The sequence below is a fragment of the Bacillus sp. J33 genome (assembly GCF_000518885.1).
Classification (GTDB): Bacteria; Bacillota; Bacilli; order Bacillales; family Cytobacillaceae; genus Cytobacillus.
This window is the reverse complement of sequence record NZ_JAEL01000015.1, coordinates 57,085-72,343: the sequence shown is the minus strand read 5'-3', so window position 1 is coordinate 72,343 and position 15,259 is coordinate 57,085. Positions and strand designations below refer to the sequence as shown.

Here is a 15,259-nt window from a genome sequence, read left to right as displayed (position 1 = left end):
TTCCAATTTCCTAATGTAACGTTCTTGATCTGTGTACTCTTTCCTTCGACCTCTATTGTCTAAGTAAAATGCTTGTCCCTCTTTTTGATATTTCCTCCACCAAGTCTTTACAGTATTTTTACTTGGTATATTTAGTTTGTTAGCTATCTGCTGTGCTGAGAAACCAGCTTCTTTTAACTGAATTGCTTCAGCCTTTATCTCCAAAGTATAACTTTGTAACCTTTGTCCTTTTTTTGCCATAAAAAATCACCCCTTAAGTCAATGTTGCCCAACTGTGGGTTTTTCAACATCTACTATAAGGGGTGCAGTCTATAAATTAGAGGTTTTGTTTAATAGCAATCTATAATTGCTATGTTTCTAAAGATTTTCCTGTGAGTTAAATCGCTGTTTCCCCAATTGGTACCAGTCTGTGCCTTCACTATCAATAATGACAACTGCGGGAAAATCTTCAACGGTTAATTTGTGAATCGCTTCGGGGCCCAGATCCTCATAGGCGATTACTTCCATGGTTTTAATAGAGCGGGCAATCAATGCGCCGGATCCGCCTATTGCGGCGAAATAGACGGCTTTATTTTGTTTAATGGAATCTATAACTTCCTGGTTGCGGTACCCTTTACCAATCATGCCTTTTAAACCACGATCGAGAAGTGAGGGTGTATATTTATCCATTCTTCCGCTGGTTGTCGGCCCTGCAGATCCAATCACTTGTCCTGGCTTGGCTGGAGTCGGCCCTACATAATAGATTGTTTGGCCTTTTATATCAAAGGGAAGTTCTCCACCCTTTTGAAGTGTTTCCGACATTCTTTTATGAGCGGCATCCCTTGCAGTGTAAATAGTTCCGCTGATCAATACCCGCTCGCCCGCTTTTAAATTTTTCACTGCATTTTCATCAATAGGGCTGGTAACATAGGTTGCTGACAACTGAATTCCTCCTACAGCCTGACTTCTTTATGCCTGCTTGCATGGCAATTTAAATTTATCGCTACTGGCAATGCTGCAATGTGGCACGGCTCTATTTCAATTTTCACATCGAGTGCTGTTGTACTTCCTCCCATGCCCTGTGGCCCAATACCCAGTTTATTAATTTCCTCCATTAATTCATTCTCAAGCTGGGCGATCTCAGGACGTTCACTCCGGTGGCCGATCGGCCTGAACAATGATTTTTTTGCTAAATAAGCGCATCTTTCAAAATTGCCGCCTATCCCAATTCCGACTACCAAAGGAGGACATGCATTCGGCCCAGCTTTTGCAACCGTATCGAGAATATATCCCTTAATTCCCTCAAGGCCATCTGATGGCTTCAGCATCTTCAAGCTGCTCATATTTTCACTGCCGCCTCCCTTTGCGGACATGTGAATAATCATTTCATCACCTGGAATCATCTCAATATGAATAATGGAGGGAGTGTTATATCCTTTGCTTTTTTCCCGGGTAATGGGATGGTCGACGATTGAATGCCTGAGATACCCTTCTTCGTATCCTTTTTTTACCCCTTCATTGATCGCATCATAAATACTTCCTCCGGTTACATGGCACTCCTGGCCAATTTCCACAATAAATACTGAGACGCCAGTGTCCTGGCACATAGGAACCCGCTCACTTTTTGCTATATCTGCGTTCTGGATCAGCTGCTCCAATATGTCTTTGCCTGTTTCTGATTTTTCATTTTTTAAGGCTGTTTGAAAAGCCTCAATGACGTCTTGGCCCAAATCAAAATTGGCTTCCTGGCACATTTTTGCTACTTTTTCAACAATCTTATCATAAGGAATGATTTTCATGTAGCCTCCCCCTTTCATATTTAAGGCATTTCAGCTTTTGAAGCTGCAGGAGTAAATTGGATGCTTGTTCTGTGAATTCGATTTTTGCCTTCCCTTTCCTTCTTTTCTTCTTTAATATCCTGAAGTTTATGCGCTCCGCGGCTCTCTTTTCTTACTGATGCAGCAAAAGCAGATGCCCATGCGGATCGAACTTTGTCACGAAGCTGGAGAGCCTGAATGTTGTTTTCGTTTTCCAAATTTATTGCGATTAGGTTTAATTCATCAGCAGCCTCTTCCAAGGAACGGGATGTTCTTTCAATCCCGACTTTTTGCCACATAACTTCTTTTACTTTTTTGATTGTTTCAGACTCATCGATAGTTAAAGAGTTATTTTTTAAATCACTTATTCCAAAATAGATACTATCCGAAATGTTTCCCATTGATTTCTCCTGAACAGCCATCTTTCCCGCCCGGTGTCCAAAAACAAGTGGTTCAGTTAATGATCCTCCGCCTAAACGATTCGCACCATGTAGTCCTCCCGTCACTTCTCCGCAAGCATAGAGACCTGAAACATTGGTCCTTCCCCATTCATCTGTTTGCACACCACCAAATGTAATAATGCTGTACAGGACTTATAATCCACTCACCCGGATGCCCTTTTGGATACAGCCGATACAGATAGGGACTGTCATGCTGAAGTACTTCTTTTGCCACTTCAGAAAAATCAATCAGGACTTTGTTTTCTTTAAACATGGCATAACTTAGTGTATCTCTTGTTTCTAGCTCTTTTTTAGGGTAATTTTCCATAAACCGTTCGCTTTTATCATTTACTAAAAAAGCGCCCTTCGCAAAAATCTTCGTCATGACATCGATATTTGCCGGATGCTGCAGGCGGTACGGATAAAATTGGACAAACTCCATATCTCCAAGAGCAGCCCCATGTCTCCATGCCATACCGATCCCTTCACCCGAAACATCCCTTGGATTATCTGAAGAATGATAGAGGCCTCCAAAACCGCCGGTTGCCAATATTACGGCTGGAGAATAAATGATCTGAAACTCATTGTTTTTTTGAATCAGTGCACCTTTTACAACGTTATCATCTTCTATTAAATCAACAACTGCTGATTGTTCATGAAGATCTATTCCTATTTCAATTGCATATTCACGCATAGGTTTTGTAATATTTTTTCCAAGCCCTGTTCCCGTATAAACTCTTCTTGGAAAGGAATGGCCTGGAGTAATAATCACTTTTTCCCTTTCAAGATGAATTCCAAATTTGCTTTCTAATTCATTCACTCGGACTGTACATTCTTCAGCTAAAGTTCTTGCTAGCCTTAAATCTGATAAATGTCAGCCGCCTTCTGCTATATCCTGTAAAAACTTTTCAGGGGAATCTCCAGGAGAAAAAATGGACGAGTGCACACTGTCAGAAATAACAGATGCTCCTCCAAGCCCGGCTTTTCCCTTTGTGACCAGAGCCAAAGATGCTCCCTCTTCTCTCGCTGAAATTGCAGCAGCCAAAGCTGCCTGCCCTCCTCCAATTACCACTGCATCATACTGATCATTTTGAATCTAACTCATCTCCTCAGCCAGCTCCTTAATGCAAAGCGGTTTGCATCCTTATTTAATTCAGCAATCGCAGTTGTTAACGGTATTTCTTTCGGACAAACCTGAACACAATTTTGCGAATTTCCGCAATTTGCTATCCCTTCCTCACTAATTACTACTTCTAATCTATGATTCTTCTGCAGTGCTCCCGTTGGATGCATATTAAAGTATTTTGTCTGGCCTAATGCCTGCGGTCCAATAAATGGAGAACCGCTATTAACATTGGGACAAGCCTCAAGGCAGCATCCGCAGGTCATACAGGTGGAATATTTGTATGCTTCCTGCTGGTCATCTGAAGAAATCAGCGGACCAGCTCCCATCGGATAAGTTCCATCAATTGGAATCCATCCTTTAATTTTCTTGAGGGCACTAAACATTCTATCTCTGTTCACAACGAGATCCTTTTCAACAGGAAATGTCTCCATAGGTTCCAAAACAATCGGCTGTTCCAGGCGATCAACCAATGTTGAACACGCTTGCCGTACTTTTCCGTTTATTTTCATGCTGCATGCACCGCAGACTTCTTCCAGGCAATTATACTCCCAAGCTACTGACCTGACTTTTTCTCCCTGTGCGTTTACAGGATTTTTCTGTATCTCCATCAACACTGATATAACATTCATATTTTTCCGGAAAGGGATGTTAAATTCCTCCCAGTAAAATGCTTCCTCTTTAGCATCTCTGCGCTTGATTCTTAGCTTAATATCAGCAGCTGCCATAGGATCACCTTTCTTTCTATACATTTGAGGTTTCTTCTTTTTTCCCTGAAGTGACAATGTCATATCTTCTTGGTCTTGGAGCTATATATTTAAGATCTACCCGCTCATAAGACAGGCTTGGACCGAAAGGGGTATAGGTGGCAATCGTTGTTTTTAGCCAATTTTCGTCATCTCTTTCCGGAAATTCAGGTTTATAGTGGGCTCCCCTGCTTTCATTCCTGTTAAGAGCTCCAACCGTAATTACTCTAGCAAGCTCAAGCATATTCTTAAGCTGGCGGACAAACGGAACGGTTCTGTTATGCCATCTGGATGTATCATCTATTCCGATTTTCTTAAAGCGTTCCTGAAGTTCCTGAAGCTTCTCATCTGTTTGTTGGAGCCGGTCGTTATATCTAACAACCGTTACGTTGTCCACCATCCAATCACTCATTTCGACATGCAGCTGGTATGGATTTTCACTGCCGTTCATCTTATAGATCTCTTCAATCTCTTCTTCTTGCTTCTTCTGTTCTTTTTCATAAAGGGATGATGGAAGGTCTTCACAAGACTTTTCAAGCCCATTTATATAGCTGACTGCATTCGGGCCAGCCACCATTCCGCCATATATTGCTGAAACTAATGAATTGGCTCCAAGACGATTTCCTCCATGATATTGGTAATCACATTCTCCACAAGCAAAAAGGCCAGGTATATTGGTCATTTGGTCATAGTCAACCCAAAGGCCTCCCATTGAATAATGCATGGCCGGGAAGATTTTCATTGGCAGCTTTCTTGGGTCATCTCCCACAAACTTTTCATAGATATCAAGAATCCCTCCCAGCTTGCGCTGCAGCAATTCTGCAGGCAGGTGGGAAAGGTCCAGGTAAACCATATTCTCACCGTTGATTCCGAGTTTGAGGTCGACACAAACATGAAAAATTTCCCGTGTTGCAATATCCCTTGGTACCAGGTTTCCGTAAGCCGGATACTTTTCTTCGAGGAAATACCATGGTTTGCCGTCACGATAGACCCAAACTCTTCCTCCCTCACCACGTGCTGACTCTGACATTAACCTTAGCTTATCATCGCCCGGGATAGCTGTTGGATGAATTTGTATGAATTCTCCGTTTGCGTACCTTGCGCCTTGCTGATATGCAATACTATGCGCACTCCCGGTATTTATAATGGAATTGGTGCTTTTACGGAATATGTTTCCGATTCCTCCTGAAGCTAGAATTACAGCATCTGATTTGAAGGTTTGAATTTCCATCGATTTTAAATTTTGGGCCGTAATACCCCGGCATCTTCCTTCATCATCTTTAATAAGAGATACCAATTCCCAATACTCATATTTCTCTACCAAACCTTCTGCCTCAAATCTTCGAACCTGCTCATCAAGTGCATACAGAATCTGCTGTCCAGTAGTTGACCCTGCAAAGGCTGTACGGGAGTATTTAGCTCCGCCAAGCCTCCTGAAATCAATATGCCCTTCTTCTGTCCGGTTGAATTGAACACCCATTCTGGCCAGTAAATAAATGATTTCCGGGGCAGCTTCGCACATTGCTTTTACAGGCGGCTGATTCGCTAAAAAATCGCCGCCATAAATCGTATCATCGAAGTGTTCCCATACAGAATCCCCTTCTCCTTTTGTATTGACGGCCCCATTAATGCCCCCCTGGGCACACACCGAGTGGGAACGGCGAACCGGGACAAGGGAAAACAATTTCACTTTCTTTTTTGCTTCTGCTATTTTAATAGCGGCCATTAATCCGGCTAAACCGCCGCCAATCACGATAATTTCCTGGTTTTTCATAAGATCCCCTCTCCGTTCGAATATCTCAATATTAAGGTTCTAGCTTAACTGACAAATGAAATTAAGCTTCCGATTCCTAAAGCAGCAAGTGCAACAAATATTACAAAGCATATATTTCGGACTTTTTTTTGGGAAGCTGGACCGACTGTGATTCCCCATGTTATAAGAGCAGTAGATACACCATTGGCAAAATGGTAGGTTGTGCTCAATACACCAGCAATATAAAAGGCCATCATAAATGGATTTGCCAAATGCTCGCCTACCAGCTGGTGGTTCACTTCCGCTCCACTGATTACAGGACTAATTCTTAGCGCCCATACATGATAGATAACAAAAATAAAAGTAATAATTCCTGTCACTCTTTGCAGCAAAAAACTAATGTTTCGCTTATACTGGTATACATGTGCGTTTGGTTTCGAAATGAAAGAGAGATAGATTCCATAAATAGCATGGAACAGGAGAGGAAGCGCTATAAATCCTATCTCAAGCAACAGCAGAAATGGAAGACTGAGCATAAATTGGACATGCTCATCATATTTCTCGCTGCCCAAGATAGCCAAGGCATTTCCCATTAAGTGCTGAACTAAAAAAAGGCCTAGCGGGATAAGCCCCGCTAGTGAGTGCAATCTGGTAAGAACGAATCTTCTTTTGGAAGATGAAAGAGACACTACTGTGTTTGTTTGCATGTCTCTTCCCCCAATGCCATTGATATCCATTCCGCTGTGTCAATTTTCTCTAATCGCAAAACAGCCTGGACATGTTCTTCTGCGTTCCATACCTTGCCCAAGGTCATCGATTTAAATTTTTGAATAAGCTCTTCCCTATCGGCAGGCTTTTCAGGATCTCCCTTTGGATAATCAGTTGCTTTACTGTAGGTTCTTCCATTATTCAGGGTAATGACAACCTTTGCCCCCCATTTTTCTGGATAGGCATTTTCATAATAGGGATCGGCCACAACAGTAACTTTTTTCATAAGCTCCCTTATCTCAGAAGATTGTAAAATTTCTTCATTATAATCAATTAATGATGCAGACCCATTAACGGCAATCAAGGCTGCACAAAATTGACTGCTGAATTTAGAGGCGTACACTGTCTCGGGGTTCGGATTATCTGTAATATTCAGGACTGTCTGGTAGGTTTGAATAGAAATATTTTGTATTTGTTCATGGCTGAGGCTGTTTTCCTTCATGATGGTTTGGACACAATCCATTGCCGGGTGTGTGTGGCGGCAGGAAGCATGGATTTTAAAGCTATTTTCAAGAATTTTAAATTCTTTGCCAAGCTTTCTGGTGATTTTATCTGTATCATATTTTTCTGACATCGCATTGAAAAAGCCCCTTCTGCCTTCAAGAATCCTGGAGGCAGAGGTAAAGTCTTTTTTCGCCAGCAAGGCAGCCAGAGCTCCGTTGTATGCAGCTTTAGCAGTATGAAGCTGTTTTGTGTTTGCCCCATCTTCAATAAATTCCCATAAACCTGCTGCTTGAGTGCCAGCATTTCCAAGGGCATACATCGTTTGCTCTACATTTAACTTCAGAAGCTTTGCCACTGCTGCAGCGGAACCGAAAGTCCCGCATGTTGCTGTGTTATGCCAATAATAATAGTGGGAAGGCGAAACGGCCTCTCCAATTCTATAGCAAACTTCATATCCGACAGCTACGGCGGTAATTAAGTCTTTTCCGCTTAATTTATACGCTTCTGCCACGGCGGCAGCTGCAGGAATAACAACGGTACCTGCATGGATAATCGACGATTTATGAATATCATCCAGCTCTACAATATGACTGGAGGCTGCGTTGACTAAGCAGGCATTGCCAATGGAAGACTTCCCGCCGGTAATTAAAGTCGCTTGTTCATTCCCTCCCCACTCCTGAACCAAATCCAGTATAGATTGAATCGGCTTTTCATCTTTACCTGCCAGTGCGGATCCATACCAATCTAAAATACAAAGTTTTGTGTATTCCACAACTTCATCTGGTAGGTCCTCATATTTAACTTTAACTGCATATTCAGCTATTTTCTTTGATAAGGTCATTTTGCCTCACCTACCTTTGAACCTAATACAGTTTGCAAAACACCGATTATGTCGTCGTATTTCTCAACGACATGTGCTCCAGATTCTTTAAGCGCTTTCATCTTTAAGGAAGGACGCCCCGTATTGCCAGAAATCATTGCTCCCGCATGGCCAAAAACAGTTCCTTCCGGCAAAGATTCTGTAAACTTTCCAGCAACAAATGAGATTAGCGGCTTTGTAAAACCGCCCTCTTTTAGTAATTGAGCAGCTTCTTCCTCAAAGGAAGTGCCGGGTTCCGAAAAGGTTACAACAGCTTCTGTTTCTTCGTCCTTTTCAAATAGAACAAGAAGGTCTTTAATATTTGTACCGATTAGGCTATCTCCGCCAATCCCTATGCTAGTTGTAACGCCAAAGCCTGCCCTTTTTACCATCCATGATGTTTCGGCAGTCATTCCCCCGCTCCTTGATATAACACCGACATTTCCAGGAACAAAACACCTTTCAGGGCGGTCGCCGCCAATGGACCCCATTTTGATCCGATCCTTTGGGTTTATCATTCCAACAGTATTAGGCCCAATTATCGTTACATTTTTTTTGCGTGCAGCATACAAAAGCTTTACTGCATCATGCTGGGGAATATTTTCGGTTGTGACCACTATCAGCTTAATTCCATTCGCAATAGCCTCTAAAGCAGCGTCCAAAGCAAACGCAGGCGGCACAACAACCAGTGTTGCATTAATATCATGCTTTTTTACTGCTTCCGCCACCGTATCGTAAACTGGAACCCCTTGCACATACTGCCCGCCTTTACCTGGTGTAATGCCTGCAAAAATCCTAGTGCCATAGGCAAGTGTATGGCTGACAATCATGGAAGCTTCCCGGCCTGTAATCCCCTGTACAGCCAATCTGGTATTTTGATTGATTAGAATGGACATTTAGGACACCCCTCTCATCTTTTTAACCATCTCTGCAGCTGCTTCTTCTATCGTTAAATCTTCGCCAAAATAAGTGATGCCCGCTTCCTGGAAAATTTTCTTTCCTTCTTCATCATTGACTCCAGCTTCCCGCACAACGATTGGAAAGAATTTAGGATCGATTCCTAATTCCTGAATGGCTTTTACAATTCCTTTTGCCATTACGTCTATCTGTGTATTATTAGTGATGTTATGAGCGATAAAAAGGCCTTTAACTCCTTGTTTTGAGAGAATCCCTTTTGTTAATCCTTTTACTTTCTCTTCCGGCGGATTGCCGCCCGTTTCTGTGTAATTTGCCGGGGTAACACCTAAATTGGTGAGGGCATCAAAGCTTAATAAACTTCCGCCTCCACCACCGCACATAAATCCGATTTCGCCGCCATCCATTTCGGTATAACGGGCTGTGCCTCGGTAATCAGCGTCATTCACTTTTACCATTTCCTTCTCCAGCCGGGTTAAAGGCCTCCAGGACCGTTCGCTTCCTGATTCAACTTTGCCTTCAAGTTCCGGATGCCGGTAAAGTGCTGCATCATCTACACCCATAACAGAAGCAGCTGCCATAACATTTTCATCTTTCGTAAGGACCAATGGATTAATTTCAAGAATATAGCAATCATACATCATGAACACCTGATACAATTTGCAAAGAATTTCCGCAGCCCTTACTAATGGCTTTCCGGTTACGCCAAGTTTGCTCCAGATTTCTTTAGCCTGATATGGATGAAGCTCAGTAAATGGTTCTACGTGATAGATTACTACCTTTTCCGGTGCATCTTTTACCAAGTCTTCTACTTCTACTCCGCCCTCTGTTGTCGCGATAATTACCGGTACTTGCTTCTGCGGATCAATGGTTATGGATACATACCATTCTTCATCAATATTAATTTTTTCTTCTATCAATACTTTTTCTACCGGGAAATTTCTCACTGTCATATGAAAAATCTCATCAGCTTTAGCTTTAGCCTCTTCTACTGTATCTGCAAACTTGATAGCCCCGGCTTTCCCTCTTTTCCCTACCGGTACAAGTGCCTTTAACACACAGTGTTTCCGTAAATGCTTTTCATTGATTTCTTCACTGCTGGAAATAACCGAATGTCCCGGTACAGGAATTCCATTTTCTTTAAGAATTGTTTTACTCGCATCTTCCAACATTCTGCCCATCTATACAGTCCTCCTTTTGGATATTGGATCCGATTTATAAAGAAAGGGAACTTACTTCCCTTCTTTTCTTATACTTCCTATTAACGATTCTCCAGTTCGATATATGTGTTCAGATACAAGATTAGCGGCTGTTTCTTTATCTCTTTTGGTAACGGCTTCAAGGATTTTTCTATGTTCTGTATTTGAGGTTTCAATTTGTCCGGTTAAAAGGTGTGGAGTTTGCTGCGGAAGGCCATTCCACAATGTCCCAATAAATGAATTAAGACGTTCCCAATTACACCTTTTGACCAGCAAACGGTGAAAATCAATGTTATACTGTACAAAAGCGTCTGCATCATCGGCATTCTCCATTTCTGCAACCAGGGAGGAGAGCTGTTCAATATCTTCGTCTGTTAATAAATCGACACTTTGGTAAACAGCCATTTTCTCCAGCTCTGACCTAAGGGCATAAATTTCTTCAATGTCCTCAATGCTGATTGATTTTACTACAGCGCCTTTATGGGGCTCCAGCTTAATAAGGCCCTCTGATTCCAGCTTTCTAAATGCCTCTCTAACAGGCATTCTGCTCACGCCCATTTTTTCTGCCAGATCTGATTGCTTTAACCTTTCGCCCGGCTTAAAATCCCCCCTGATAATCGCTTCTCTTATTACATTGCATACTTTTAAGTGGAGTGTATCCCTATTCTCAATTCGCAAATCCTGATTCATAGACATAGTTCAAATACCTTTCCTTATCCTATTTTAGCTTTAGGATACAGGATCCAAATATTATTGTCTACACTTTTCTGACATTTAAGCTGATTTTACAAAAAACCGATCCAGTTCCACCACGTTACAGCCGTTAATATTGTAACGAGCATCATAATAATGGTCATATAGATTCCTGGAATAATAAACTCTTTTTGCTGGATCTGGCCAGTGCTATGGACAATAATATTAGGAGTTGCTTCAACTACAAGAATATATCCATGCAGGCATGCGAGTGATGCAGTTATACAAATTAATACCGGATCTGCACCTGCCTTCGCTGAAAGGCCCATAAATATAGGAATAAGAGTAACTACTGCGGTTGAAACATTGGCAACAGCTAAATGCAGAATTTGTGTGATCATTAATATAGAAGCAACAGCGATAATGGGCGAACGAAGCAAATCGATGATCCACCCAGCACTCAAAGTGGCTCCAACGAGTTCAGCTGCACCCGAATGATTAAAAGCATAACCAAGCGATAATGTCACACCCATTATAAGGATCGTATCAAAATTGATCTTCACCATGTTCTCCCATTTTGAACAGCCCACACCTGGAAATGCCATTAAAATAACGCCTATCAGGGTAGGGATGCTGGGATGGAGTCCATGCAGCGGTTCAGTAAACCATAAACCTACAATCAGAATTAAGATTCCGATGCATTTTTTCTCATCTGTATTGATATTTCCTAACTCTTTCAGCTTTTTGTCCATTTCCTCTTTCAAATGATGGAATTCCTCATTTTCTTTTGGTAAGGGAAAGGACTTGATTAATATCAGCCAGGATAACGGAATCAAAAAAAGCCATATTGGAACCGTATACATAAACCATTGTAAATAAGATATCTGAATCCCCAAAAATTGCTTTAATAATTCCACAGTCAAAATATTACCGATTGCTGCGGTCATAACAACTGTTCCGCTGATCGTTCCGCCAAATGCAACACCAAGAAGAATCATTTTACGCAGGTTCCCATCCTTCTTTACCCCAATATAGTCGAGTGCCATTAAAGCAACCGGCAATATCAATGTGGCTCTTACAGCAACGGCAGGAATAAAAAAAGCCTGAACCTGAGGAATAAGCAAAATACTGGCTAATAAGCCTTTTGCTGTTCCTGCCCATTTTGCCAAAATTAAATAGGCGAGCCTTTTGGCAAGAGGAGTATCATTTACTCCCCTTGCCAGCATCATTCCTCCTATTATCAAAAAAATGGCTGGTGAGGAAAAACCGCTGAAGATGATGTCCATGGTCACAATTTTGAACAGCAGCATTAACACAAGCAGCAGCACAGCAGTAACGCCCAGCGGCAATGGCTCAAATGTCCAGTAAAAAACACTTAAGACTAAAAGGGCAAGCATAATTTTGGCAGAATCACTGCTGCCGGGCAGAACAGCATAAACTGATGCAGATAGAGCAACACCCATCATCATGGTAAATGCTTTTGATGAACCAATTGAAAATACCCTGGAGGACTTTGGCCTAAAATTGACTTTTGCCTTAGTATTCGGAGAACCCAATTTACTCTCCTTCTTTCTTTGGCCTATATACGGCTGGCTGACTCAAAAGGGGTACACAATTGAAAGAATCCTGCCAAATCCTCTATTTCTTCAAGGCGGTATACCTGATCAATTAGTAGGTCTTTGGATTCTTCACTGATGATAGTTCCCGTTACATCCTTAAATTTTTCAATCAATTGCTGGTCAGTCATCGGCAGATTCATGCTTCCAATAGCATGCTCAACGAAATGACCGAGTTCCCTGCCATCTGTCAATTTAACTGTCAATTTCACCTGGTCTTCTTTAATATTCTTATCAATTGTTAAGTGAATTTTTGACCTTAAAGCCTTCACCTCCGGCTTATTAACAAATTCGTCTGTAAACTCATTTACGCCTGCTTTTAAATGGAGAAATCCTGCTGCAACACAGTGGTAAACACTAAATTTCCCTTCAAGCCCAGTCGTAAAATCAGTTTTGCCGGTTAATTCTTTAACCAGCGGATGGCCTGTTATATGAATTTCTTCTACTTCTTCAGGTTTTAAGTTATGTGCTCTCTGAATGGCTATGATTCCATCAATGGCCGGATGGGTGACAATGCCGCTGGCAAATGGTTTATAGCTGTTCTTCTCAATTTCCCATTTATCTCCCCAGTTATCTGTCAGAAGCTCCAATTTTGTTTCTTCTGATAAAACATTGATAAATCCGCGCTCTGCTTCCAATGCTTTTTTAGAACTTGTAAATCCTTCGCCTGCAATGAATGCGGCCAGCATCCCATTCATTGCCGCTTTTCCCGGATGGTAGGGCTTTGTCATGGTTCCAAACATTTCCCTTAACCCGGTAGGATCTGTGGCGGCTATCCCAATTGCATAGGAGGTTTTTCCCTCGTCCAGCCCCAATAATTTGCTCATTGCTGCAGCGGCTCCAATTCCTCCTACACTGCCTGTTATATGCCAGCCACGCCAATAGTGGGAAGGATATACAGCCAGGGCGAGTCTAGCCTGAACCTCACAACCGATGATGAACGCCTCTAAAACCTCTTTCCCGGTTTTTTTCTTATATTCGCTATAAGCCAATACAGCAGGAAAAACAGGGGAAGAGGGGTGAAGGACCGTTTCAAGCAATGTATCATCAAAATCATAAATGTGGGAGGACATTCCGTTTAGCAAAGCAGCGAATAGCATATCGGCCTTTTCTTTTCTCCCAAGAATAGTCGCTTGAGGGCTGCTCTCCATCAATCTCGAAACACTTAAAACTTTGTCCATTGATTCATGATGGGCTGCTCCTATTGCAACACCGAGCCAGTTTAATAAACTTCTTTTTGCTTCATATACAGCATTTTCGCTGATTTGTTCAAAATTTGTACGGCTGATATTTCTGGCAAGTTGACTGGTTACCATAATTCGTCTCTCCTTTTATAAACCTGAGTACTGTAAAAGCCCTTTTGCTTTTTTATAAACAGGATAATCCACTAATTTATTTCTTACCGAAATGGATGCACTCCCATTTTGTTCAGCCTCCTCAAATGCTTCTACAATTTCCCTGGCTTCTTCCAGTATTTTTTCATCTGGAGTAAAAACCTTATGGATGACATTTAGCTGTTTTGGATGGATGGACAGCTTGGATTTAAATCCGGAAATTCTAGCCCGGACAGCCTCTCTGTATAACCCTTCCTTATTGGAAAGATCGGGATATACTGCATCCACTGGGCTGCCGATTCCAGCAGCCCTTGATGCATTAACAATTTGAGACCTCGCATAATAAAGCTCCTCTCCGCCATCGGTAAGCTCGCAATCTATATCTAGCGAATAGTCAATGGAGCCAAATACAAGCCTCGGAACCAAGGAATGGGAATTTGCAATTTCATAGGCAAAGTGAACGCCAGAAGCTGTTTCGATAAGGGGCAGCACTTCAAAGCGATCCTCCATTCTGCCCGCTCTTTCAAGCAGCTCAAGTACTGTATGGCAAATAACTTTCATATTGCTGCCGCTTTCCGCTTTCGGTACAATGATCCCCTGCGCCCCTGAATCAACGGCACATTCAATATCCTTTCTCCAATACACTGTAGTAAAATCATTAATTCTGATATATACATCTTTTTCAGCAGGATAATTTAATAGGTAGTTTTTTGCTCTTTCCCTGGCAATCTCTTTTTCATTAATGGCTACAGCATCTTCCAAATCGAAAATAACGCTGTCTGCTTCACTGGATATTGCTTTTCCCATCATTTTTTCAGAAATGGCCGGAACAAATAAGTAGGATCGTTTTGGTGCCATCGTAACTCCTCCTTTATGGATATTGGATCCGATAATAATGCAGAAATTGCTTACTCAATTACTTGAGTAAGCGCATTCCCTGCCCTCATAATGTGATTTTCAACCAGCTGCCTTAGCATAATGGGATCCTTCAATTCAAGTGCTCTTAACATTTGTTTATGCTCTTCATTTGAAACAAACATTGTCTTTGGAATCAGGCTTGGAACATGAGCCGGATAGCCCTCAATAAACTCCTTCGTCAGCAATTTTATTTTTTTCCAATTGCATCCCTTTTGGAGCAGTATGTGGAATTGATGATTATGGATGATAAAGGAATCCATGTCATTGTTTTCAATATCCTGATCCATTTTTTCAACCAATGCGCTTAGTTCTGCCTTATCCTTTTTAGTAAGAAAGTTCATTGATTTTTGGACTGTGATGCCTTCCAGAAGTGCCCTCAGATAATATAATTCTTCGATATCTTCCCTTCTAAAGCCAATAACCTGGGCTCCTTTATGGGGAAGAAATGCCACCAGCCCTTCTCTCTCCAGACAGCGAAGCGCCTCCCTTACTGGCATCCTGCTCACTCCGAATCTTGAAGCTAATTCATCTTGAATCAACCTTTCCCCTGGTTTATAAACCTGGGTAAATATAGATTCCCTGATCATATCTGTCACTTTTTCTTGTAATGTATGAAACTCTTTGACTTGGTTCATTTAAAAACTCCTTAGCAAAC

General features: G+C 41.8%; 15 protein-coding genes and 1 pseudogene. All 16 read right to left on the bottom strand.

Annotation, left to right across the window (positions count from 1 at the left end; all coding sequences use genetic code 11):
• Positions 1-240, bottom strand: a 240-nt coding sequence (locus L634_RS0106970; protein ID WP_026581832.1) for a helix-turn-helix domain-containing protein, incomplete at its 3' end; no start/stop codon positions are given.
• Between the two features lie 117 nt (positions 241-357).
• The gene (locus L634_RS0106965; RefSeq protein WP_034262159.1) at positions 358-921 is read right to left on the bottom strand and encodes a Fe-S-containing hydro-lyase; all 564 of its coding nucleotides are present in this window, start codon (positions 919-921) and stop codon (positions 358-360) included.
• A gap of 11 nt (positions 922-932) precedes the next feature.
• Positions 933-1,778 (bottom strand): fumarate hydratase, encoded by an 846-nt coding sequence (locus L634_RS0106960; RefSeq protein ID WP_026581830.1) that lies wholly within the window; start codon positions 1,776-1,778, stop codon positions 933-935.
• Between the two features lie 20 nt (positions 1,779-1,798).
• Positions 1,799-2,359 (bottom strand): FAD-binding protein, encoded by a 561-nt coding sequence (locus L634_RS0106955; RefSeq protein ID WP_026581829.1) that lies wholly within the window; start codon positions 2,357-2,359, stop codon positions 1,799-1,801.
• A pseudogene (locus tag L634_RS0106950) lies at positions 2,346-3,308 on the bottom strand (FAD-binding protein). The gene L634_RS0106955 and the pseudogene L634_RS0106950 overlap by 14 nt, the downstream one beginning before the upstream one ends.
• A 29-nt stretch (positions 3,309-3,337) precedes the next feature.
• Positions 3,338-4,087: a succinate dehydrogenase iron-sulfur subunit gene (gene sdhB, locus L634_RS0106940; protein ID WP_026581826.1), complete on the bottom strand. Its 750-nt coding sequence runs from the start codon at positions 4,085-4,087 to the stop codon at positions 3,338-3,340.
• Positions 4,088-4,103: 16 nt separating this feature from the next.
• The gene (gene sdhA / locus L634_RS0106935; protein WP_026581825.1) at positions 4,104-5,879 is read right to left on the bottom strand and encodes a succinate dehydrogenase flavoprotein subunit; all 1,776 of its coding nucleotides are present in this window, start codon (positions 5,877-5,879) and stop codon (positions 4,104-4,106) included.
• A 44-nt stretch (positions 5,880-5,923) separates the two neighbouring features.
• Positions 5,924-6,565 carry a succinate dehydrogenase gene (locus L634_RS0106930; protein WP_051428274.1) on the bottom strand — a complete coding sequence of 214 codons (642 nt, stop codon included), beginning with the start codon at positions 6,563-6,565 and terminating at the stop codon, positions 5,924-5,926.
• The gene (locus tag L634_RS30745) at positions 6,547-7,911 is read right to left on the bottom strand and encodes an MmgE/PrpD family protein (protein WP_034262155.1); all 1,365 of its coding nucleotides are present in this window, start codon (positions 7,909-7,911) and stop codon (positions 6,547-6,549) included. Before L634_RS30745 ends, L634_RS0106930 begins: the two co-directional genes overlap by 19 nt.
• The gene (locus L634_RS0106920; protein ID WP_026581823.1) at positions 7,908-8,825 is read right to left on the bottom strand and encodes a succinate--CoA ligase subunit alpha; all 918 of its coding nucleotides are present in this window, start codon (positions 8,823-8,825) and stop codon (positions 7,908-7,910) included. Before L634_RS0106920 ends, L634_RS30745 begins: the two co-directional genes overlap by 4 nt.
• Complete coding sequence (locus L634_RS0106915) at positions 8,826-10,025, bottom strand: ATP-grasp domain-containing protein (RefSeq protein WP_026581822.1); 1,200 nt, start codon at positions 10,023-10,025, stop codon at positions 8,826-8,828.
• 51 nt (positions 10,026-10,076) lie between these two features.
• Positions 10,077-10,739, bottom strand: a complete 663-nt coding sequence (locus tag L634_RS0106910) for a GntR family transcriptional regulator (protein WP_026581821.1) — start codon at positions 10,737-10,739, stop codon at positions 10,077-10,079.
• 89 nt (positions 10,740-10,828) lie between these two features.
• The gene (locus L634_RS0106905) at positions 10,829-12,292 is read right to left on the bottom strand and encodes an SLC13 family permease (protein ID WP_026581820.1); all 1,464 of its coding nucleotides are present in this window, start codon (positions 12,290-12,292) and stop codon (positions 10,829-10,831) included.
• Between the two features lie 23 nt (positions 12,293-12,315).
• Positions 12,316-13,668 carry an MmgE/PrpD family protein gene (locus L634_RS30740; RefSeq protein ID WP_051428273.1) on the bottom strand — a complete coding sequence of 451 codons (1,353 nt, stop codon included), beginning with the start codon at positions 13,666-13,668 and terminating at the stop codon, positions 12,316-12,318.
• A 15-nt stretch (positions 13,669-13,683) separates the two neighbouring features.
• Positions 13,684-14,544 carry an HpcH/HpaI aldolase/citrate lyase family protein gene (locus L634_RS0106895; RefSeq protein WP_026581819.1) on the bottom strand — a complete coding sequence of 287 codons (861 nt, stop codon included), beginning with the start codon at positions 14,542-14,544 and terminating at the stop codon, positions 13,684-13,686.
• A gap of 50 nt (positions 14,545-14,594) precedes the next feature.
• Positions 14,595-15,239, bottom strand: coding sequence for a GntR family transcriptional regulator (locus L634_RS0106890; RefSeq protein WP_026581818.1), 645 nt, complete (start codon positions 15,237-15,239; stop codon positions 14,595-14,597).
• Between the last annotated feature and the right edge of the window lie 20 nt (positions 15,240-15,259).